At 63.1% G+C, this 21,724-nt stretch carries 15 protein-coding genes and 1 tRNA gene; 8 read left to right on the top strand and 8 right to left on the bottom strand.

Features of this window, described 5'->3' with window-relative positions; translation table 11 throughout:
- The first annotated feature begins 222 nt into the window (after positions 1 to 222).
- The 6 genes from dnaG to LJE93_02845 all read left to right on the top strand — a co-directional run bounded on the left by dnaG (position 223) and on the right by LJE93_02845 (position 7,199).
- The gene (dnaG, locus tag LJE93_02870; GenBank protein MCG6947844.1) at positions 223 to 1,974 is read left to right on the top strand and encodes a DNA primase; all 1,752 of its coding nucleotides are present in this window, start codon (positions 223 to 225) and stop codon (positions 1,972 to 1,974) included.
- A 274-nt stretch (positions 1,975 to 2,248) separates the two neighbouring features.
- On the top strand, positions 2,249 to 3,976 hold the full coding sequence (gene rpoD, locus LJE93_02865; GenBank protein ID MCG6947843.1) for an RNA polymerase sigma factor RpoD: 1,728 nt from the start codon (positions 2,249 to 2,251) through the stop codon (positions 3,974 to 3,976).
- Between the two features lie 109 nt (positions 3,977 to 4,085).
- Positions 4,086 to 4,158, top strand: a tRNA-Ile gene (locus tag LJE93_02860).
- A gap of 231 nt (positions 4,159 to 4,389) precedes the next feature.
- Positions 4,390 to 5,136, top strand: a complete 747-nt coding sequence (locus tag LJE93_02855) for a C4-type zinc ribbon domain-containing protein (GenBank protein MCG6947842.1) — start codon at positions 4,390 to 4,392, stop codon at positions 5,134 to 5,136.
- Entirely contained in the window at positions 5,133 to 5,834 is a 702-nt protein-coding gene (locus LJE93_02850) for a YggS family pyridoxal phosphate-dependent enzyme (GenBank protein MCG6947841.1), read from the top strand. Before LJE93_02855 ends, LJE93_02850 begins: the two co-directional genes overlap by 4 nt.
- A gap of 123 nt (positions 5,835 to 5,957) precedes the next feature.
- Positions 5,958 to 7,199: a YgeY family selenium metabolism-linked hydrolase gene (locus tag LJE93_02845; protein ID MCG6947840.1), complete on the top strand. Its 1,242-nt coding sequence runs from the start codon at positions 5,958 to 5,960 to the stop codon at positions 7,197 to 7,199.
- A 66-nt stretch (positions 7,200 to 7,265) separates the two neighbouring features.
- Here LJE93_02845 and radA read toward each other — a convergent pair whose 3' ends face one another.
- From radA to LJE93_02805, 8 genes are all read right to left on the bottom strand, one after another.
- Positions 7,266 to 8,618: a DNA repair protein RadA gene (gene radA, locus LJE93_02840; protein ID MCG6947839.1), complete on the bottom strand. Its 1,353-nt coding sequence runs from the start codon at positions 8,616 to 8,618 to the stop codon at positions 7,266 to 7,268.
- Positions 8,619 to 8,626: 8 nt separating this feature from the next.
- A complete protein-coding gene (locus tag LJE93_02835; protein ID MCG6947838.1) occupies positions 8,627 to 10,111 on the bottom strand; it encodes an MlaD family protein in 1,485 nt (494 codons plus the stop codon).
- Positions 10,108 to 10,902 (bottom strand): ABC transporter ATP-binding protein, encoded by a 795-nt coding sequence (locus tag LJE93_02830; protein MCG6947837.1) that lies wholly within the window; start codon positions 10,900 to 10,902, stop codon positions 10,108 to 10,110. Before LJE93_02830 ends, LJE93_02835 begins: the two co-directional genes overlap by 4 nt.
- Positions 10,902 to 11,702: an ABC transporter permease gene (locus LJE93_02825; protein MCG6947836.1), complete on the bottom strand. Its 801-nt coding sequence runs from the start codon at positions 11,700 to 11,702 to the stop codon at positions 10,902 to 10,904. Before LJE93_02825 ends, LJE93_02830 begins: the two co-directional genes overlap by 1 nt.
- Positions 11,696 to 13,084: a replicative DNA helicase gene (gene dnaB / locus LJE93_02820; GenBank protein MCG6947835.1), complete on the bottom strand. Its 1,389-nt coding sequence runs from the start codon at positions 13,082 to 13,084 to the stop codon at positions 11,696 to 11,698. The genes LJE93_02825 and dnaB overlap by 7 nt, the downstream gene beginning before the upstream one ends.
- Before the next feature lie 459 nt (positions 13,085 to 13,543).
- Positions 13,544 to 16,654 (bottom strand): TonB-dependent receptor, encoded by a 3,111-nt coding sequence (locus LJE93_02815; protein ID MCG6947834.1) that lies wholly within the window; start codon positions 16,652 to 16,654, stop codon positions 13,544 to 13,546.
- 130 nt (positions 16,655 to 16,784) lie between these two features.
- A complete protein-coding gene (aroB, locus tag LJE93_02810) occupies positions 16,785 to 17,861 on the bottom strand; it encodes a 3-dehydroquinate synthase (protein MCG6947833.1) in 1,077 nt (358 codons plus the stop codon).
- A gap of 148 nt (positions 17,862 to 18,009) precedes the next feature.
- Entirely contained in the window at positions 18,010 to 19,668 is a 1,659-nt protein-coding gene (locus LJE93_02805) for a bifunctional metallophosphatase/5'-nucleotidase (protein ID MCG6947832.1), read from the bottom strand.
- 261 nt (positions 19,669 to 19,929) lie between these two features.
- On the opposite strand from LJE93_02805, the gene aroC reads away from it, so the two are divergent.
- Both aroC and LJE93_02795 read left to right on the top strand, forming a co-directional pair.
- Positions 19,930 to 21,120 (top strand): chorismate synthase, encoded by a 1,191-nt coding sequence (gene aroC / locus LJE93_02800; protein MCG6947831.1) that lies wholly within the window; start codon positions 19,930 to 19,932, stop codon positions 21,118 to 21,120.
- A gap of 350 nt (positions 21,121 to 21,470) precedes the next feature.
- Positions 21,471 to 21,724: SDR family NAD(P)-dependent oxidoreductase (locus LJE93_02795; GenBank protein MCG6947830.1), on the top strand; the 254-nt coding region annotated here is incomplete at its 3' end.

Below are 21,724 nucleotides of genomic sequence, written 5' to 3'. Positions count from 1 at the left end.
TCAGACCCGACCGTCTGGCCGTCAAGCCGTCAAGTCGTCAAGCCGTCGAGGCCTACGAGCAAATCGCCCTCCCCGCGACAATTCGGCCAGAGAAAACATCGATTTGTTGTATCCAACATCCAACATCCAACATCCAACATCTAGCATCCAGCATCCAGCATCCAGCATCCAACATCTCCCATCCGGCATCCAAAATCTCGCACTGTGCGAAAATGCTCCCCCATGGCAGACGTCGACCTCGGCCCTGAATCTATCGCCCGCGTACGCGAGGCGGCGGACATTCTGGATGTTGTCGGCGACCACGTTCGCTTGAAGAAGCGAGGCCGCAGCTGGGAGGGCCTCTGCCCCTTCCACGAGGAGAAGACTCCGTCCTTTTCGGTCAATCCCGACAAGGGCGTGTACTACTGTTTCGGTTGCCAGAAGGGCGGCGATCTGTTCGGTTTCGTGATGGAAATCGAACATCTCAACTTCCCGGAGGCGGTCGAGCGCCTGGCGCGTCGGTTCGGCGTCAAGCTGCCGCCCAGGAGCCCGGAGATGCGGCGGCGGCGGGAAGCGGGTGAACAGCTGCGTGGCTTGCTCCAGGAGGCGCAACAGTTCTTCGTGGATCGGCTCGAGGACGCGGAAGGATCTGACGCGCGAAGCGAGCTGGAACGCCGTGGTTTTCCGAGAGAGAGCTGGAGAGAGTTCGGATTCGGCTTTGCCCCCGACGACTGGCGTCGGCTGCTCGACCATATGAAGAAGCGCCACCCGGAAGGGAAGCTGGTCGAATCCGGCCTCGCGGTTCGTCCGGACAGCGGCACCTCACCGTACGATCGCTTTCGAAGTCGACTGACCTTTCCCATACATTCCGGGGACGGCTCCCTGATTGCATTTGGCGGACGTCAGCTTGGCGAGGGAGAACCCAAGTACCTCAACAGCCCTGAAAGTGCGATATTCAGAAAACGATCGACTCTCTTCTGTCTCGATCGCGCACGCCGCAGCCTGGCGGACTCGGGCAAGGTTCTCATCGTCGAGGGTTATTTTGACTGCCTCTCGCTGCACCGCGTTGGAGTAACGAACTCTGTCGCCACTATGGGCACAGCACTGACTCCGGATCACGCCCGTCTCCTCAAACGCCGGCTCGGTCCAGAAGGGCTCGCCCTCCTGTGCTACGACGCCGACACCGCCGGGCGTCGGGCGGCGGCCACCGGCGCCGGCGTCCTGCTCGAGGCCGGGGTCGAGGTGGCGGTCGTGGTGCTTCCTCCTGGGATGGACCCGGACGATCTCGTTCGCGAGCGGGGTGGGGAGGCGATGAAGGATCTGATCGAACGACCGACGCCACTGCTCGAGTTTCTGCTCGCCGATCTGCCACCCGATCCCGCGGCGAGGCGGCGCGCCGGCCTGGATCTGGCGATGCTCGTCTGCTCCGCCTCGGATCCGGCCATCCGGCAGAATCTGATCGACGAGCTGGCGCGGCAGCTGTACCTGCGGCCGCAGGTGATCGAGGAGCATGGAAGCCGAGGGCGGCGCGAGTCGACGACTGCTGGCGTGCAGAAGCGCGAGTCGATGCCTCCCGGTGAACGTGAGTTGGCGAGGATGTTGCTCGAGTGTTCAAGTGGGTGGCGATCGAGAATTCTGGAATTCGTCCTTCCCGAGTACATCACGGATTCCCGGGTGCGACGCTTGCTCGAAGACAGCCGGACGATCGTGAAGGACGAGTCGTCCAAGACCGACTTCGTCAGTGTGCTTTTGGAGCGCTGCAGCGACCCCGGGTTGAAAATCCTGGTTGCCGAGCTGTGCACCTCGCCGATGCCGGAGATCACGGATGAGTCCATCCGGGTTCAGATGCAGACACTCCTTCTGCATCAGGCGCGCGAAGGTTCGCGACGTCTCGAACCGTTGATCGCCGCGGCCGAAAAACGGGGCGATGAAGAGGAAGTGGAACGTCTTTTGGCCGAAAAACAGCGGTTGCGGCTGGAATCGACAGAAATCTGACGAATTTTGCGGTTAGGGGTTGCCAAAACCGATTGTGCGACCCATATTCCTCTGGATGGCGATGGGGCGCGGGCGAATGGCCCGTTTCATTGGCGCAATGCCCACCATGTACTCATCTTGATGGACGAATCTGTTGACTGACCCGATTCGGGAATGCCAAACCCAAGGGAACTGCTAACCCTAGGGCGGTGTTCGGGGACGCTTTGCGACGACGCCTCGACAGCGGAAAACTGCGAGCGATACGTCTGATCGTGTCGAAAGGAGTGCACCAGTGGTGAAAGAGTCGAGTGTGCAGGTCGAGGAGAAATACCCGGAGCTCAGCAAGCTCATACAGACCGGCAAAGAACGCGGTTTCATCATGTATGAGGAGCTTTACGAGAACCTGCCCGAAGAGGTGACTGGGGTTGCCGAGGAGTTGGACGACATCTACATGCGTCTTTCGGAGCTCGACATCGACATCATGGACGCCGAGAGCGCTGAGGATGGTGACAAGGCGTCCGCCAAGCAAGCCAAGGCAGCGGCCGAAAATGGCGACAAAAAGACGGCAGCGAAGAAGAACGACACCAAGCCCGTCGCAACGGAACAGCTCGAAAAGACCAACGATCCTGTTCGGATGTACCTGCGCGAGATGGGCACAGTCAAGCTCCTCGACCGCGAAGGCGAAGTGGACATCGCCACCCGAATCGAGGCCGGAGAAGCGAAGGTTTTCATTGCCCTTTCGAAAGAGCCCGACCTCCTCGAGCTCTTCTTGCGAACCAATGAGCAAGCCAGGAGGGAGCGGCGCGGTGTTCGTGAGTTGCTGCAGGCCAACAGTGATGAACTCGACGAAAAAGCCCGCGACCGTGTGCGTGAAGGATCGAAACTCTTCCGAACGATTTCCAAGCTGGACGGTGAGTCGCGCGAGCTTCGACGGCGGCTGCGGCGCTGTAAGAAGGCCGGAAAACGTTACCAGGAGTTGTCCGACAAGATCGACGCCAATACCGCCGACACCGCAATACTGGTTCGGCGGGCGGATTTTACGACCACTACGCGCAACCGCCTGTTGACCTTCTTCGGTGAGGTCGAACGCCAGTTCGCGATTCCAATCCAGACAATCAATAGGGACAAGAAGAAGCTCCAGCAGGAGCGAAATGTCGAGCGACGCCAGTTCTACTCCGCCAGGGTCGAGCGTTACGAGGAGGAACTCGAACGCCTCGAGGATCGATTCCAGATCCCGTACGAGCGCCTCAAGGTTCTGCTGACCGAAGTGCGGCGCGGCGAATCCGAGACCGACAGCGCAAAGCAGGAGCTGATCGTCGCAAATCTCCGTCTGGTGGTCTCGATCGCCAAGAAGTACACCAACCGCGGGCTGCAGTTCCTGGATCTTATCCAGGAGGGCAACATTGGCCTCATGAAGGCGGTGGACAAGTTCGAGTATCGCCGCGGTTACAAATTTTCGACATACGCCACTTGGTGGATCCGGCAGGCGATCACCCGCGCCATCGCGGACCAGGCGCGCACCATCCGGATTCCAGTGCACATGATCGAAACCATCAACAAGCTCACTCGCACGACACGCATGTTGGTGCAGGAGCTTGGACGTGAGCCTTCGGTCGAGGAGATTGCGGCGCGCATGGAGATGCCGGTTTCGAAGATCCGGAAGATCCACAAGATCTCGCAGGAACCGATTTCGCTCGAGACCCCGATCGGCGAGGAAGAGGACTCTCACCTGGGTGACTTCATCGAGGACACCAACTCGGTATCGCCGATCGAGGCGGTCATCATGCGCACGCTCAAGGACCACACCGAAAACGTACTCAAGAGCCTGACGCCGCGCGAAGAGCAGGTGTTGAAGCTGCGCTTCGGCATTGGCGATGGTACCGAGCACACACTCGAAGAGGTCGGCCGGACGTTCAACGTCACCCGCGAGCGCATCCGCCAGATCGAGTACAAGGCGCTGAGAAAGCTTCGCCACCCGACCCGGGCACATCTGCTGAAACCGTTTTCTGACGGCTCGAGCTGACTCTCACCTACCCGCCCGACCCAGGGCTTGGGACCTGGGGCTTGAAATCAAGCTCGAGCCTCAGGTGTGGTTTCTTGCTGTACGGGCGGGGTCGCGCTACCATACGCCGGGGCCCATAGCTCAGCGGTCAGAGCCGCCGGCTCATAACCGGTCGGTCCCAGGTTCGAATCCTGGTGGGCCCATGGCCAGCCCGCTAACCCGGTCTTCCCACCGAGTTTCGTGACGAGGGCGGCGAAGGGCAGTGAGATGTTGGGTTTTTCGAAAATCGGGCGACGCAGGCGTAGTAGCACTACGTTGAGGAGCACGGTTTTCGAAAAGCACGACAGATCGCTGTCATCAGCCGCCCGCAGTAGGAACTTGGCGGGAAGACCGGGCTAGAAGGGCCGAGCTGCATATCGCAATGAGGGGCAACGGTGAGCAACGCACACAACGATCTCGTCAACCTGGTTCGACTCCAGAAGATTTACGACGAAATTGCAGCGGCCATCGCCGAGCGCAATAGTCCCCCTGCGGAGATTCGCAGTCTGCAGGAAGACAACCGATTGCGCCTCGAAGAGCTCGAGGAGATGGAGCGCCAACTCAAGTCGCACGAAGAAGAAATCAAGGAAATTCGCAAGAAGGAAACCGAGTGGGAGCTGGAGCTCGAACACTTCCAGAAGCAGAAAAGCATGGTGACCAACGAGCGCGAGTTCACGGCGGTGATCTCGGAGATCGACTACGCTACCAAGGCGATTAATGAAACGCGGGCCCGTCGTAAGGAGCTCGAAGAGGCCATCGAACAGCTGCACGCGGACATCAAAGAACGGCGCGAAGCACGACCCGAAGAGGAAAGCGCCCACAGCGAAGTGGTAGCGGCCTGGGAGAAGCGCAAAGACGAACTCCTCGAACGGGTGCATCAGCTGTCGCGCCAGGCCAAGTCGGTCGAGGCGGATGTCCAGCCGAAAAACAGGTCTCGTTTTCTCCGTCTGCTGGAAAGCAAGCAAGGCACCTCGGTGTCCAGGGTGGTGGACGGATCGTGCTCGTTGTGTCACTTCGCGCTGCGCCCCCACCTTCAGCAACGGGTCCGTCGTTGTGAAGAGATCATTGACTGCGAACACTGCCACCGCATCCTCTACATCGAGGAGACGATCACGAGCGACAGCCAAGCAGCCGAAAAATGACCACCACTCATTTAGCGGATCGGCTGGCCGCGGTCGAGCGGCGTATCGCAGCCGCCGCAGCGGAATGCGGACGGAGTCAGTCCGACATCACCCTGATAGCGGTGGGCAAGACGTTTCCAGCTGAAATCATCGGTCAAGCGTTCAAGGCCGGAGCAACCGATTTCGGTGAGAACCGAGTTCAGGAGGGGGTCGCAAAGAGGGCCGCGGCCCCCGACGCCCGCTGGCATCTCATCGGTCCTCTGCAGCGCAACAAGGCGCGCGCCGCACTTGAAGTCTTCGACATCGTGCACACGATCGATCGATTCGAGATTGCCGACCGCCTCCAGTATCTGCTGGCTGAGCGCTGGCCGGATCGCAGGCTGGAGGTTTTGCTCGAAATCAACCTGGCGGAGGAGCCGCAGAAAGCAGGCGCGTTTCCGCAGGATGCTGCCAACCTCCTCGATCATGCCCTGTCGTGCGATTCATTATTGGTGCGCGGGTTGATGGCGATTCCGCCGTGGACGGATGACCCGGAGGCTTCCCGTCCCTGGTTTCGGCAGCTGAGCACGCTTCGCGACCAGCTCGAAAAATCGACTGGTCATGATCTTCCCGAGCTCTCCATGGGGATGAGCCACGACTTCGAAATCGCCGTCGTCGAAGGGGCAACCATGGTTCGTGTGGGGACTGCGATTTTCGGTCCCCGATCCGTCAGGAAATAGCCTTCCGATCGTGGACCGACGCCGACCGGTCTCTCTGAGACCAAGACCGGCTGGCGGATGTTCTCCTTGCCGAAATTCGGACTTTGTGAAAAAATTCTCAGCCGTCCGAGAGAGGTGTGGCTGATGACTGATATCGCCGGCGGAGAACGTCAAATCGACAGTGAAGTGACTCGTCTCGCGGAAGAGGCGGCCCCTCGGTGCCTCGAGTTTCTCCACGACCTGGTCACGGTTCCCTCGCCGAGTCGGGGAGAACGCCTCGCTTGCGAGCGGGTCATGCGCGAGATGGAGTTGCTCGGCTATCGGGAAGTCCATCTCGACGAGATGGGTAACGTCCTCGGACGCCTCGGTACGGGACCGCGCGTGATCGCCTATGACGCCCACATCGACACGGTTGGCATCTCCAATCCGACTCTCTGGCGCCATGATCCCTTTCGAGGGATCGTAACCGGTGGCACGCTCTTCGGTCGTGGCGCGTCTGATCAGAAGGGTGGCCTGGCCACTCTGGTGCATGGGGCCGCCCTCGCGGATCAGGTCGGGCTGCCGAGTGATGTGACGTTATGGGTGACCGCGACCGTCAACGGTGAAGACTGTGTGGGCCTGGCCTGGCAGTACATGCTCAATGAGACTCCGCTTCGACCCGAGGCGGTGGTCATAGCAATGCCATCGCACCTCGGCATTTGTTATGGCCAGCGGGGTCGCATGGAGGTCGAAATCGCGACCTTCGGTGTCTCGACCCACGGTTCGCAACCCGAGCGAGGTGAGAACGCGATTTACGCCATGATGCCCATAGTCGAGGGTCTGGTCCGACTCCACCGGGATTTGGAGATTGACCATCCGATGCTCGGCCGTGGTTCACTGGCGGTGACAGGCATCACCTCCCAATCCCCATCCCTGACGGCGATCCCTGACGGATGTGAGATTCACATCGATCGGCGGCTGACGATCGGTGAGAACCCCGAGGACGCGCTGGCCCAGATTCGCGAGGTCACCGAGGCCACCGCCGAAGGCGCGGAAGTGCGTTTGTTGCATTACGGATTGCCCTCTTGGCGAGGCTTCACCTATCCGACGGACAAGGTTTTTCCGGCCTGGGAAACTCCGTCTGAAGGTTCGGCCGTTCGCGCGGCAATGGCAACCGCCGAAAAGGTCTTGGGGCGCTCGCCGCGCATTCACCGGTCGGCGTTTTCGTCCAACGGGTGCGCCACCGCCGGGATCTACGGCATCCCGACTGTCGGCTTCGGTCCGGCGGACGAGCTGCACTCCCACACCGTCAACGACCAGATCCCGCTCGCCCAGCTGGGTCCAGCAATCGCCTTCTACGCGACATTCCCGCAGCTGTACTCGGAATTTTCCGCGGCCGGCGAATAAGCCACTGGGATTCGTCTCGATCGGGCGGTTGGTAAATCTGGAATCCGGATTCTTGGGTCTCTGTTGCTATTCGTTCGCGACAAGCAAACGGGGCAGATCGACGACGGTAGAGATTGCGGTCGCCGGCAGGTTGAGCTTGCCGTTGGCATCGCGAGTCGGCAGGGCGACCCGACCGAAGCCGAGGGCCGCCGCTTCGCGCACCCTTTCTGCGGCCCGGCTCACCGCTCGCACCTCGCCGAGCAGACCGATTTCGCCGAAGATTGCGAGCTCCGCAGCGAGGGGGACATCGGCGGCGGACGACGCCAGCGCCGCCGCTACCGCGAGGTCGAGGGCAGGCTCCCGGAGCGACAGACCGCCGACGAGATTGACGAAAACATCACGTTCCGCAAAGGCAACTCCGGCGTGACGCTCGAGCACCGCCAGCAGGAGGGCGAGGCGTGATGAATCGAAACCGTGAGCGACCCGGCGCGGCGTACCGAGAACCGAGGGGGAGACCAGTGCCTGGACCTCGACGAGCAGCGGCACGCTGCCCTCGAGCGCAACTGCCACCGCCGATCCCGCGGCATCACTTCGGCGATCCTCGAGCAACCATGCCGAGGCGTTTTGGACCGGCTCGAGACCCTTCCCGGTCATCGAGTACAGTGCGAGCTCGGCGATCGTGCCGTAACGGTTTTTTCCGGCGCGCAGGGCACGGAGATCGTGGCCCGGTTCTCCCTCGAGTGACGTCACGACATCGACGAGGTGCTCGAGAAGCTTCGGCCCGGCGATCGAACCCTCCTTGGTTACGTGGCCGACCAATATCACCGGAACACCGTGGGTCTTGGCGAAATGCTGAAACCGCGAGGCCACCTGTCGCACCTGGCTGACTGAGCCGGCTATGGCCTCGAGGTTGTCGAGGACGGCGGTTTGCACCGAATCGACTACCACCAACCGCGGTTCGAGAGCTTCGAGCTGAGCCAGAACCGCGTCGCACGACGTTTCCGGCAGCAACAGCAGGTCGCGGTGGAGACCGTCGATCCGCCGTGCTCGGAGGGCGACCTGCTCGGCAGATTCTTCACCGGTGACATAGACCACTGGGCCGTGTTTGCGCGCCAGCTCGGCCGCTACCTGCAAAAGCAAGGTCGACTTGCCGATCCCGGGTTCCCCGGCGAGCAGCACCAGCGAGCCTGGAACAAGCCCTCCACCGAGCACCCGGTCGAGCCCGTCGAGCCCGGTGGCGAGACGCTCCGACGGGACTGCTGCCGCTTCCGTCACTGGCACCGCCGGGACGCCACGTGGCGGCGATGCGCCACCCTTCTTCTTCCGTGGTGCCGAGGGCTGCTCGGCAAAGGAGTTCCACTCGTTGCAGCCCGGACATTGGCCGAGCCATTTCCCCGACTCGTGCCCGCAGGAGGTACAGAAGAAGACGGTCTCCGCCATCAGGCGAGTCAGTTCAGGGCGCCGCCGGCGAGACCGAGGCTGTACTTGATGTCCTCGTCATTCCAGGTGATGCCGCCGCCCAAGAGGACCGAAGATTTGTCCGAAACCAACGGGTCGTCCCAGCCTGCGGTAACGAAAATGTTCGGGCTGATGAAATACCGTCCCTCGAATTTCAAGTGAACGTCCTCATCGAACGCGCGGTTGAAATCGTATGCCTCGAAGACCAACCTCAGTGGGCGCTTGCCGAGTCGGATGCTGTGGTCGACGCCAACCCCGCCGGCCGACTCGATGAGGCCGGCGCGAACGATGGTGTCGGGGAAGATGCGGTAGCCGACCTGGGCGTTGATGCCGAGCTTGTCCGACATCCTCACCCTCTCCTCGAGATACTGGTCCTGTGTGCCGTCGGGGTAGGTCGTGGTGACAAACTGGGAGTCGGTCTTGGTCTTGCCGTACGGCATGTCCACGCCCTCGATACGGAAGAACCTTTTCTCCGTGGTCCAGAGATCGAACCCGAAGGCCATCCGACTCTCGCTCGTCGACGGCATCGCTTCGCCACGCATCGCGACCTCGAGCTGGTAGCGCCGGTAGCGCCCCATCGTCTCGTTGAGGGTGTCAATGCCCCCCTCGATCGAATCGAGGGTCTGGTTGAGGTTGTCGACCGTCGATTCGTCGTTGACCAGCTTGCCGATCGAACCCTCGCCCGCGGCGATCTTACCGGTGATCTGGTTCAGGTTTTCGGCCGACACCTGAAGTCGGTCAGTGAGCTCTCGGATGTTTCCCATCGACGCCTGGAGGTCGTCCCGGTTTTCGCCGACCACGCCATTTAGCTGATCGGCGAGCGTGTTGAGCTTTTCGGTGATCTGCGGGAGCTCGTCGCGAAGGGTCGCCGAGAAGTCCCGGAAATTCGCGGTGGTTGCGTTGACGTTGGCCTGGTTCTCGGCGATCAGAACCTTGAGCGACGCCGTGAGGTCGCGAATGTTGGAGACAATTTCCTCGATTGTCTCCTCGCCCTGGGATCCACCGATGGACCCGCGCAGGGCTTCGGTGACCTCCTTCACGTCTGCGCCGATTTCGGTTGCCACCTGCATGACATCGTTGAACGAGGGCGAGGTCGTGCCGGTAAGCTCGATCTCTCCCTGGAGCACCGAAGCCGCCGGATCCCCGGGGAAGATCTCGATGTACTTGTCACCGAGCATCCCGAGGCTGGTGATCTGCGCCCAGGCGCCCTCGTGAAGCCGAACGTGCGGATCGAGCGAGAGCTCGATCATGGCCTCGGAGCCGTCGAGGTTGACGGCCTCCACCTTGCCGACCCGAACCCCGGCGATCCGAACCGCCGCCTTGCGGTCGAGGCCCGCAACCGAAGGAAAGCGGGCCTTGACCTCGAGCCGGTCGCCGCGTTCGCCGACAGGGATGTCCTCGATCTTGATGATGAAGATGCCGAGGATGATCAATCCCACCAGCATGAAGAGGCCGATGCGTGCGGCTGGTGTCATGTTTTTTCCTCCAGTACCTCCGGCAGCTCACCTTCGAGAAAACCGCGAACGAAGCTCTCTCTGGATTCGGCGAACTTTTCCGGGGTGTCGACAACGAGAATGCGCCCGCGCCGCATCATGGCAATGCGATCGGCGATGCGGTAGGCGAGGCTCATATCATGGGTGATGGTCACAACTGTCACATCGAGCTCGTCGCGAAGCTGATTGATGACCCGCCCGATGGCTGCAGTGTTGATGGGGTCGAGGCCGGTGGTCGGCTCGTCGAAAAGCAAGATCTCGGGCTCCAGGGCGATGGCGCGCGCGAATCCCACGCGCCGTCGCATGCCGCCGGAAAGCTCCGCGGGCATCTTGTTCTCGATCCCCGGCAACCGAACCAGGTGGAGGCACTCGCGGATTCGGGCCGCGACCTCCTCCTCGGTCTTCTTCGTGTGGCGGCGGATCGGGAAGGCGATGTTGTCGCCGACCGTCATCGAATCGAACAGCGCCCCCTCCTGAAAGCTCATGCCGAATCGCTTTCGCAGTTCGAGCACGACCTCCGGTGGGGCGACGGTCAGATCGATCCCGTCCACCACCACGTGACCCTCGTCGGGTTGCAGCAGGCCGATAAGATGCTTGATGAAAACCGATTTTCCGGCGCCCGAGCCTCCGACCAGCACCATCGACTCGCCCCGCATGACCTCCAGGTCGATGCCCCTGAGGACCTGCTTGTCGCCGAAGGACTTGTAGAGGCCGATGACACTGATCATCGGCTCGGCCGGGATGCTGGCGGGTGAGGTTGCAGGAGGCGTCATCAGAAGAGGACCTTGGTCAGGAAGAAATCCGAGAGAAGGATGTAGAGGCTGGCGGTCACCACGGCCGAGGTCGTGGATCTGCCGACGCCCTCGGCGCCACCCGACGTGTAAAAGCCCTTGGCACAACCGGTGACTGAAAGAATGAGACCGAAGAACGCGGCCTTGATGAGGCCTGAGGTGACGTCGTTGACCTCCAGGAACTGGAAGGTCCGCTCCATGTAGAGATAACTGTTGGCTCCGAAGAGACCGACCGAAACCAACCAGCCGCCGATAATGCCGACGGCGTCGCCGACGATCGTCAGAACCGGTAGCATCAGGATCGAAGCGTTGACCCTGGGAACCACCAGATAGTGGATGGGTTCGGTGGCCATCGCGTAGAGGGCGTCGATCTGCTCGGTGACACGCATCGTGCCGAGCTCTGCGGCCATCGCCGATCCGACCCTGCCGGCGACCATCAGCCCGGTGAGCACCGGGGCCAGCTCACGGGTCAGCGACAGCGCGACCACCGAACCGACGAAGCCTTCGGCGTGGAACCGCTCGAAACCGCGAAAGGTCTGCAGCGCGAGCACCATGCCGGTGAAGAGACAGGTCAGGAACACCACCGGGACGGAGTCCCACCCGACCCGTACCATCTGTCGCATCAGCTCGGTGCCGTCGAACGGCCGGCGGAAGGTCCACATCACGCTCGACGCCATGATGTAGAAGAAGCGCCCGAGCTCGTCGAGCGCGCCGAGGATGAAGCGGCCGAGGTGGTCGAGCCAGCCGACGATGCCCGCCGGGCGGGCGGCCGCATCTACCACGGGGCGTCACCGTCCTCGCGGCTGAAGTCGGCGTTCTCGAAGCGCGTGAACTCGTGCTGGAATATCAGGTCGACCTCACCGATCGGGCCATTCCGCTGCTTGGCGATGATGAGCTCGGCACGGCGAGGGTCCTCCACCTCGCGGTCGTAGACCGACTGCCGGACGATGAACATCACGACGTCCGCGTCCTGCTCGATGGAACCTGACTCACGCAGGTCCGAGAGCTGCGGCCGGTGGTCGCCGCCGCGACGCTCGGGCTGGCGTGAGAGCTGGGACAGCACCAACATCGGTACGTCGAGCTCCTTGGCGACCGCCTTGAGGTTGCGCGAGATCGCCGACACCTCCTCGGTGCGGCTGTTGAAACGGGCGCCACCCGACATCAGCTGCAGGTAATCCACCATCACCAAATCGAGCCCCCGCTCCTGCTTGAGGCGCCGCGCCTTGGCCGAGAGCTCGAGGGCGGTAATGCCGGGCGTATCGTCGATCCACAGATTGACATCGCGCAGCGACTGCGCGGCCAGCTCGAGCTTGGGCCAGTCCGACTTCGCGAGATAGCCACCGGAGATGCGCTTCTGATCGACGCGCGCCTCGGAGGAGAGGAGTCTTCGAACCAGCTGCTCGGCCGCCATCTCGAGCGAGAAGATGGCAACTTTCTTTCCTCCGCGCAGTGCCGCGTGCGCGCAGATGTTGACGCCCAGCGAGGTCTTCCCCATCGACGGCCGTGCGGCGAGAATCACCAGGTCCTTGCGTTGCAGCCCGGAGGTGAGCTCGTTGATCCGGACATACCCGGTGTCGAGGCCGGTGAGGGTCGAGCGCGTCTCGCGCGCGGCCTCGATATTGGCCAGCTCCGAGTCGGTGAGGCCGCGGATCGGCATCAGACCGCCGGAGAGGGTGTCCTCTGCGATCCGATAGACGTCTTTCTGGGCTGACTCGACGGCTTCGCGGGCCTCGCCGTGATCGAGGGAGCAGGTCGAGATGATGCGCTGGGCGGCCGCCATCAGCTGCCGCTTGACCGCCTTGTCGTGGACGATCTCGGCGTAGTGGATGACGTTGGCCACGTCCGGCAGGGCATCGACCAGCGACGAGAGGTACGAGACGCCGCCGACCTGCTCGAGCCGGCCCTGCTCGGTGAGGTGGTTGCGCACGGTGAGGAGGTCGGCCGCTTCACCCTTTTCGTGCAGCTCGAGGCATGCCTGGTAGACGATGCGATGGCTCTCGAGATAAAAGTGTTCGACGCCGAGCTTCTCGATGATGTGGAGCATTGCCCCGGGGTCGAGCAGCACCGCGCCGAGGACCGCCCGTTCGGCCTCGGGGTCGTGCGGCAGCCGATCGGCGACGGTGCCGGGGCCACTGACCACGTTTCCGGGTTTGGTGCTGCTCATGGGTCTGCAATCCTACCTCAGAAATTCGTGACCGTGGACTCTTCGATTCCCCGGTCACGAATTTCTACGGAGAACGGGTGACTTGCGTCATGCACCGCTGCCCGGGTAGACGGCTATACGGCCAAACGGCCAAACGGCCATACGGCTTCCCCCGCCCACCCGATCACGGAAGGACGGCTCACCGCGCCCACGATCGGTTCGATTGTGCGGCCGGCGGCCCGTCTTGCCGTCGAACCGTCCAGCCGTCGAGCCGTTCTGCCGTCGAGCCGTGGAGCCGAATCAACTGGGCGGGGCGAGCAAATCCAACATCCAAAATCCAACATCCGATGACAGGCATCCAATGACCAGCATCGAGCATCCAGCATCCAGCATCGAGTATCCAGAATCGAGTGGGCTGGCGGGACAAAAAAGGCCCGGGCTTTCGCCCGGGCCGGGAGTCAGAAGAATATGTGCGTCAGATCAGAAGCTCCACCGCAGGCCGAGGCGCATGCGCCAGCGTGATCGGAGCTGGTCGATCTGGAAAAGACCACTCTCTGGGTCCGTGACCGCACTGTAGAGGTCGTAAATGGGCTTGCCGTCGTCGGTCATACCCGAGTAACGGGCCGCGGTGACGGTGCCGTACGGAACATACTGCACGTGCCCCGACTCGTCGTCGATCAGGTTCCAGAAGTTGAACATGTCGAAGGAGACCTGCAGCGACGACTTTCCCGGGATCGGGATGTTCTGCCGAATCGAAAGGTCGGTCTGGGTGATCCAGGGCGCGAAGGAGCAGTTGCGCGGCGCGATCTGGCCGGCGTACTGTGTGAGGTTGGCCGTCTCGAGATAATCCTCGAACTGCTCCCAGGTGCCCCAATTGAGGACCACGTCGTCGGGGCCGGTCGGCACGTAGATCAGGTCGTTGTCGTCGAAGCGGTCGCCGTTGATCGTGGTGTACGGGTAGGCATCGGCCAAAATGGTCGAATAGGGTCGGCCGCTCTGGCGGTTCCAGAACACCGATACCACCGTCGACCACCTGGACTGGCGGTTGAACTCGTAGTTGAGGTTGACCATCATGCGGTGCTCGATCTGGTAGTCGGAGGTCGAGAGTTCGACGTTGTTGGGATCGGGCGCCTCCTGGTACTGCCAGTTGGAGATCGCGCGGCTCGAGGTGCCCTCGTTGACCACGTTGGCCTCGCCCCACGTGTAGGAGACCGTGCCCCAAAATGGCTGCGCGCCGTAGGGCTTCTCGAGCTTGAGGATAACGTTGGTGGCATCGCCCTTCGAGGTGTTGGTGAGGTAGAAGAGTCCCACGTAGTCGCTGCTCACCCTGTCGTAGAGGATGCGGTTGTCGAACGGCAGGCGCTCTCCGGTCTGCTCGATATTGAGGTTCTTGTAATCGATCTCGTTCGCGCTCCAGCCGTAGAGCACCTCGGCGGTCGCGATCATGTCCCACCACGGCAGGCGCTGGTCGTAGGCGAGGTTGGCGCGCCAGGTCTGCGGGAAGTTGAAGTCCGGGTCGATGGCGTTGATGTCCTGGGTCGAGGCGCCGCCGATGTCGGTCGGCTGGTCGTCTGGATCGGGGTTGAACGTGATGTCGTCATAGACCTGAATAGTGGTCTGGCGCGTACCGGTGCGGCCGTAGTTGTTGGATACCCAGACGTAGGGGGTGCGGCCGGTGAAGAGGCCGACACCGCCGCGCAGCTGCTTGGTGCCGTCGTCGCTGATGTCCCAGTTGAAGCCGATGCGCGGCGACCACAGCATGTTGCCGTCCGGGATGCTGTCGGTGCGCACGCCGAAGTCGTCGTAGACGCCCTGGTTGAAGAGCGGCGTGTCGGGGAAGAAGGGAATGTCGACCCGGAGACCGCCGACCAGGGTGAAGTTCGGGCGCACCCGCCAGGTGTCGCCGGCGTAGAAGCCGAGCTGGTAGGTGTCGAAGGTATCGGCCGGGTTGTTCGGATCGTTGGCGTAGGTGTAGTCGTAGCGGTAGGCGGTGCCCGCGTACCAGGCGTCGAGGTCGTCGAAGCTGTAGCCACCGAAACCGTTCTGGATGAAGAGGTTCCTGAAGGAGTAGATCTCGTTGTGGGTGCCGAGGATGATCTCGTGGTCGCCGGCGAAGAAGGTGAAGTCATCGGTGATCTCGGTGATGTCGGTGTCCAGCTCGTTGAAGGTCGAGTAGTTCTCGCTGCCGAACTCCCAGCGATCACCGGCGCCAGTGACATCGTCGATGTAGACGTGCGGGAATGGTTCGCCGACGTATTTGCGCCGGTCGCGAACCGTCTGGTAGGTGACGCGCAGCTCGTTGAAGGCATTGTCGCTGAAGACCGCGTTCCACTGGCCGACGAAGGAGTCCGTTTCGCTCTTGAAGTCGTAGGCCTCGCTGGGCCACTCGTAGTACGAGGTGCTCGGCCGGTTGATCAGCTTGGCCGCGTCGACGTAGTTGTAGCGCAGCAGGAGATTGTTGCTCGGGTTGAAGTTCCAGTCGAAGCGCACGAAGACCTTGTCGCTGGGTTGCGGGCGAGTCAGCTCGCCGAGTCCGCCCGGATCGTAGCCGTAGGTGTCCATCGTCCACTGGCGGACCGCTTGCGCCTCGTCGACGAATCCGCAGTTTGCAAAGCAGGCGCCGGTACTGCCGTCGAGCGAGTAGCCGGTCGGCTGGTCGTAGTCTTTGTGGCCGTAGTTGACGAAGAAGAAGAGCTTGTCCCTGGCGAGCGGGCCGCCGAGGGAGAAGCCGTACTCGGTGTCGTCGTAGGTGCCCAGCTCGGGGAAGTCGTCGGGCCCGCTACCGACCCAGCTGTCGCTCGAGGTGTAGCCGTAGACGCCGCCGTGGAAGTTGTTGGTGCCCGACTTGGTGATGATGTTGACGCTGCCGCCGGTGAAGCCGCCCTGGCGGACGTCGAAGCTCGAGGTCACGAGCTGCAGCTCCTGCACCGCATCGAGCTCGATCGGCTGGGTGCCGCTCTGGCCGCCGGGGGTGCCGCTGTCGGCGAGGCCGAAGACGTCGTTGTTGACCGCCCCGTCGATCGAGATGTTGTTGTAGCGCGGGTTGCGACCGGCCACCGAAAGCACAGTCGGCTCGCCGTCACTCTCACTGTAGGTCGCGAACACCGGGTTGGTGCGCGCGAAGTCGTAGACGCTGCGTTCGAGAGTGGGCAGTGCCTCGAGAGAGCCCTGCGACACCGAGCTCGCGACGCCCATCTTGGTCGGTGCAATCAGCGGGCTCGACTCGCCGATGACCTCGATCTCGCCGGTCGCGGCCTCGATCTGGAGCGCGATCTCGAGGTAGGTCACCTCGCCGAGGCGGATGTAGACATCGGGAACCGTGATGTTCTGGAAGCCCGAGAGGCTTGCCACCACCTCGTAGGGGCCTCCGACCTTGGCGTTGACGATCCGGAACCGACCCATGGCGTCGGCCACCGAGGCGTAGCGGTTGCCGGTCGACGGCAGCGTCGCCACCACGGCGACGCCCGGAAGCGGATCACCGTTCGGGTCCACCACCACGCCGCTCAGCGAACCGGTTGTCACACCCTGTGCCTGGGCGAGCCCCGCCCATAGGAGGGTGCAGATTGTCAGAAAAATCAACTTCCTCGTCATTTTGACCTCCCGTTTTTTCGCCGTCTCGATGGTCGGCATGATATCACCGACTGACGATGTCACAGGAGGTTTTATAGCAGGTTTTTGTCACACCGCGGCAAACTTTTTCAGGAGCATCATAGACCCGATCTCAGTCTCTCTGAAATGGGCCGTTCCTGAGCTCCCGAAAGACCTCGAGGGCCTCGTCCATGGCGATGTTTTGATCGATTGCAACCCCTGTGTCAGTGGGCAGAACCCAGCCGATTCCCTGGGCATTCTTCTTCTTGTCGCGCCCGATGTACGAGCTCACCGCCTCCGGGGAGATCTCGGCGAGGGACGGCAGTGGACCGAGGTCTGCAACGGCCTTGCCGAGAGCGCTCTCCCCCGCCTCCGACAGTAGTCCCCGTCGACGCCCGAGCTTCGCTGCCGCCAGCAGTCCCCAGGCCACCGCCTCGCCGTGCAGGAAGTGGTGGTATGCGGTCGCCGCTTCGAGGGCGTGGCCGAGGGTGTGACCGAGATTGAGGGCGGCTCGAGCGCCGGCCTCGCGCTCGTCCTCGCTCACCACCCGCGCCTTGACCGCAACGCAGCGCATCACGAGATCCTGCCATTGTTTGTGCGTCAGGGCCTCGACGTCCCCGGTCATGAGGCGCAAGAGGTCGCGATCTCCGATCCAGGCCGTCTTGACGATCTCGGCCATGCCGGCCCTCAGCTCGCGGGGGGGCAGGGTCGACAGCGTCTCGACGTCGATCACCACCAGTCGTGGCGGCCAGAAGGCGCCGACCAGGTTTTTGCCCTGCTCGAGGTTGACCCCGGTCTTGCCGCCGACCGAGGCGTCGACCATCGCCAGCAGGGTCGTCGGTGCGGCGATCCAGTCGATCCCGCGGAGGTAGACTGCGGCGGCGAAGCCGACGGTGTCGGTGAGTACACCGCCCCCGACGGCCGCCACCACATCCCGCCGGTGGAGCCCGCTGTCGAGCCAACGGCCGAGGAGCTCCTCCACGCACCGCCACCTTTTGTGCTCCTCACCGTCGGCCAGCTCGATGAGGGGCACCTCGAGCGATTTCGCGGCCGGCCGGCCCCAGAGCGGGCCGACCGTCGTGTTGCTGATCACCGAGCGCGGTCGGCCGACGCCCTCCCGTTCGACGAGTTCGCCGAGCCGTGATGTGGCGCCGGCATCGGCGATGACGCTGTAAGCACCACGTTCACTTTCGACTTCCAGCCGCTGCATGGGTCCATCCTACCTGTCCTCGGAGTTCGCGACACACTAACGACCGGAGCGGCGTCTACTCGCCGCGCCCTTCCTGGACCTTTTCTTGAGGGGGGAGAATGACCGAAAACTCAAAACTCAACACTCAAAACTCTCAACTCTCAACTCTTCACTCCTCCGCGACGATGTCGCGGCCGATGCGCCAGTTGCCGTCCACCGCCGGCGTCCATGGCCGGTGCCTGTTCAGGTAGTCACCGATCAGGTCCGGCATCTCCTGCGAAGAGCGCCATACGACCTCGGCTGTCTCGAGGTGCGGGAAAAGGCCTCCGCCGGCCGCCCTGTAGGAATTGCAGGCGACGACGAACTCCGCCTCGGGATCGAGCGGCATGCCGTTGTAGCGGAGGTCCTTGATGCGTGATCCCTCGGGGGCGGTGGGATCGATCCTATAGTCCACCCCGGCAACGTTGTCGACGTTGTAATGCGGGATCGCATCGTCGCCAATCACCGTGCATCCGCCGTGCGGCGTGCAGTCCAGACCGTCGTAGTACCGCGCAGCGTGCTCGAGCACGTCACGAACCTGCGTACCGGTCAGGCGCACCGCTACCAGGGTGTTCGGGTAGACGTAGAACGCGTGGATCCACCGCCAGTTGACCGGGCCCTTGCGGAGCACCGGAGCGTGCGAGTTGAGCAGCGCGGCCAGTGAGAGTTTTGCTCCCGAGGCATCCATCTGCACCTGGTGCACGAGGTCTACCGCCGCGCAGTCCTCGAGCCGGCAGCGGTCGACGCGCACGTCGGCGGTGACCTCTCCAACCGGCCCATCGAGGGCCGCCTGAACCCTCCGGTTCGCCGCCGCGAAGGCGTTGGCGACTTCGGCGTCGGCCGGCACGCCCTTGACCGGAAGGTTCTGGCCCCGCCGTCGGGCGATGATCCAGGCGCCGTTGTGCCGTTCGAAGCCGAGGTCGACTCGGGTCAGCACTCTCGCCCGGGCCAGGGGTTGCGCGACGTAGACGCCGCGGACGAGGCGGGGCGGGATGTCCTCGTGGGTATGTCCGGTGAGCAGGACGTCGATGCCCGGCACACCGGTCAGCCGCCAGACGAAGTTCTCGTGGTCGGTGCCGGTGGGCTCGCCGGACTCTGGATTCACCTCGAATCCGGTGTGGGCGAGAACCACGACAAGGTCGCATTTCTCTTTCTCACGCAGCACCGGCACCCATCGGCTCGCCGCCTTATCCGGCGGCTCGAATGCGAGTCCACGGTAATTTTCCTCCTTCTCCCACCCCGGCACGTTCGGGGTGGTCAGTCCGAGGACGCCGACCCGAATCGGGCCCTGCTCGAAGACCGCGTAGGGCTGGAAGGCAGGATCCTCGGTGCCCTCGTGCAGGATGTTGGCCGACAGGAATGGAAACCCGGCCTGTTTCCTCGCCCTTTCGAGGACCTCGAGACCGAAGTTGAACTCGTGGTTGCCGATCGCCATCGCCTGATAGCCGATGCGGTTCATGGCTGAAATGGTCGGACTCGGCTCGCCCCATCGGACACTCGTGAACTGCTCGAAAGGCGTGCCCTGGATCGTGTCGCCCGAATCGAGGACCATCACAGGGTTGCCGGCACTCTGACGGATCTGCTTTACCAACGTAGCAACTTGGGCGAGAGAACCCCGATCCGACGGCCGGCCGGCAAAGTCGTTGAAGGGCATCACCGAGCCGTGTAAATCCGACGTGTGGAGAATCGTCAGCTCCGCGGTGTCCTCACCCGCGGTTACGAACGAAGGCGCTGCCAGCGCCACCGACACCCCGAGTGCAAGCGCAAGGAGAATGTTGACTCTATTCATGACTCGGCGGCGATCTTAGCATCGATCACATGACCGATACTCGATACTGGATGCTGGATACTCGATCCGCCCGACCGCTCGGTCATAGATCCCTCGGTTCGGTCGCTCCGCTCCCTCACTCGGGATGACGTTCCCACAGGGTTGCCGAGGCCAGCATGTGGTCACGTCATTTCGGATTTCGAAATTCGAATTTCGGATTTCCCACCCGACCCCCCGGGGCACGGGCTAGGATTGCGCGTCCGGTCCGCGTATAAATGATGCATGCGAAAGCTGCGTTTGCTGACCGGCGGTGAGTCGCACGGACCGGGGTTGACCGCGATTCTCGAGGGGCTTCCTGCGGGAATGGAGGTTGACCGGCATCAGATCGACGGCTGGCTCAAGCGTCGTCAGCACGGCTTCGGCCGTGGTGGGCGACAGCGAATCGAGAAAGACACGGTCGAGGTCACCGGAGGGTTGCGCGACGGCCGCACCCTCGGGTCCCCACTGGTCCTCGGTGTCCGGAACCAGGACTGGGAGAACTGGTCGGGCGTGATGGATCCCTGGGAGGTGGAAGCCGAGTTGGCGGCGAAACGGGTCGTGACCCGCCCGCGACCGGGCCACGCCGACTACTCGGGGGGCGCTGCCACCGACCAGCACGGCGACATGCGTAACGTTCTGGAGCGCGCGTCGGCGCGCGAGACCGCGGCCCGGGTCGCTGCGGGGGCGGTCTGCGCCCAGCTCCTCGAGCGTTACGGCATCAGGATGCGATCGGCGGTTCTCCGGGTCGGCCCGGAGGAGATCCATGCCGGCTCGCCGAGCTGGGACGGACTGGATTCGGTCGACCTCGAATCGCCGCTTGTGACACCGCGGCCCGATGACGAGCAACGGCTGGTGGAAGCGGTGCGAGCGGCGCGGGAGAAGGGTGAGACCATGGGCGGCGTGGTCGGTGCGGTGGTGCGCGGGCTGCCCCCGGGGCTCGGTTCCTACGTCCACTGGGACCGGAAGCTGGACGGGCGGATCGTACAGGCGTTGGTCGCCATCCCGTCGGTCAAGGCGGCCACCATCGGCGATGGCATCGAGGTTGCGTCGGTGCTCGGCTCGGAGGCGCACGATCCCTACCAACGTGTTAAAGGACGCCTCCTGCGGACGAGCAATCGGGCCGGGGGGCTCGAAGGCGGGGTGACCAACGGTGCCGACCTCGTGGTGCGGGCCTTTTTCAAGCCGATATCGACCCTGCGCCGTGGGCTGCCGTCGGTTGATCTGGCAACCGGTGAGGCCGGTGAGACCGCCTGGGAGCGGTCGGATGTCACGGCGATCGGAGCGGCCCCCGTGATCGTCGAAGCGATGCTGGCGCTGGTGCTCGCCGACGCCCTGCTCGAGAAGCTCGGCGGAGACGCAATCGCCGATACCGATGCCGCGTGGCGAGCCCTCACCGCTCGCCTCGCCCCGTGGTGGGTGCCTGCGAACGGCTAGCGAGATCCGCCGGCCGGAAGAACCACAGAGGGCACAGAGTTCATTCACATTTCGAATTTCGAATTTCGGATTTCGAATTTCCGCCCAACCCCCCCCAAGGTCCGCCTGCCGAAAACGAAACCGCAGATCACGCAGATCAACGGAGATCCGCCCAGGCGCCCGAATGAACGCAAAGCCCACCCGGCCACCCGCCCACGCAAATGCGCAGAGCCGCAAAGGGGTCGTGACTGAGTCGGAAGAGCACTTCCATTTCTTGCTGTCTTGGTGACTTCTTGGTTCGCGACGAGGTGGGTGAGTATTCTGTCCTCGAGGAGGATTCGCGTCGTCTGGAGCTGGTGTAACCTCACAGGATGAACTGGGAGGGCACGCCCATTGCAGTCGTCACCGGTGCTTCGAGTGGTATCGGGGCCGCCACCGCGAGGGCCCTGGCCGGAGAAGGCTGGCGAGTGGTTCTGGTGGCGCGCCGGGCGGATCGGCTGGAGGAGCTGGCGGCTTTCATCGGCGGCGCCGGAGGCCTCGCCAGGGCCGAGGCGCTCGACGCGGGTGACGGCGCGGCGGTGATGGCGATGGGAGCGCGGGTGCTCGAAGAGTGGGGCGTCCCTTC

This window comes from Acidobacteriota bacterium (assembly GCA_022340665.1).
GTDB lineage: Bacteria > Acidobacteriota > Thermoanaerobaculia > Thermoanaerobaculales > Sulfomarinibacteraceae > Sulfomarinibacter.
Note: the sequence above shows the minus strand (reverse complement) of the source record. Positions and strands in the feature narration are given on the sequence as shown.

Bases quoted from the DNA above. Each gene is read 5' to 3' on its own strand.
- dnaG (MCG6947844.1), top strand. From the start codon at position 223: ATGGCAGACGTCGACCTCGGCCCTGAATCTATCGCCCGCGTACGCGAG.
- LJE93_02850 (MCG6947841.1), top strand. From the start codon at position 5,133: ATGACCACCACTCATTTAGCGGATCGGCTGGCCGCGGTCGAGCGGCGT.
- LJE93_02845 (MCG6947840.1), top strand. From the start codon at position 5,958: ATGACTGATATCGCCGGCGGAGAACGTCAAATCGACAGTGAAGTGACT.
- radA (MCG6947839.1), bottom strand. From the start codon at position 8,618: ATGGCGGAGACCGTCTTCTTCTGTACCTCCTGCGGGCACGAGTCGGGG.
- LJE93_02835 (MCG6947838.1), bottom strand. From the start codon at position 10,111: ATGACACCAGCCGCACGCATCGGCCTCTTCATGCTGGTGGGATTGATC.
- LJE93_02830 (MCG6947837.1), bottom strand. From the start codon at position 10,902: ATGACGCCTCCTGCAACCTCACCCGCCAGCATCCCGGCCGAGCCGATG.
- dnaB (MCG6947835.1), bottom strand. From the start codon at position 13,084: ATGAGCAGCACCAAACCCGGAAACGTGGTCAGTGGCCCCGGCACCGTC.
- LJE93_02815 (MCG6947834.1), bottom strand. From the start codon at position 16,654: ATGACGAGGAAGTTGATTTTTCTGACAATCTGCACCCTCCTATGGGCG.
- aroB (MCG6947833.1), bottom strand. From the start codon at position 17,861: ATGCAGCGGCTGGAAGTCGAAAGTGAACGTGGTGCTTACAGCGTCATC.
- LJE93_02805 (MCG6947832.1), bottom strand. From the start codon at position 19,668: ATGAATAGAGTCAACATTCTCCTTGCGCTTGCACTCGGGGTGTCGGTG.
- aroC (MCG6947831.1), top strand. From the start codon at position 19,930: ATGCGAAAGCTGCGTTTGCTGACCGGCGGTGAGTCGCACGGACCGGGG.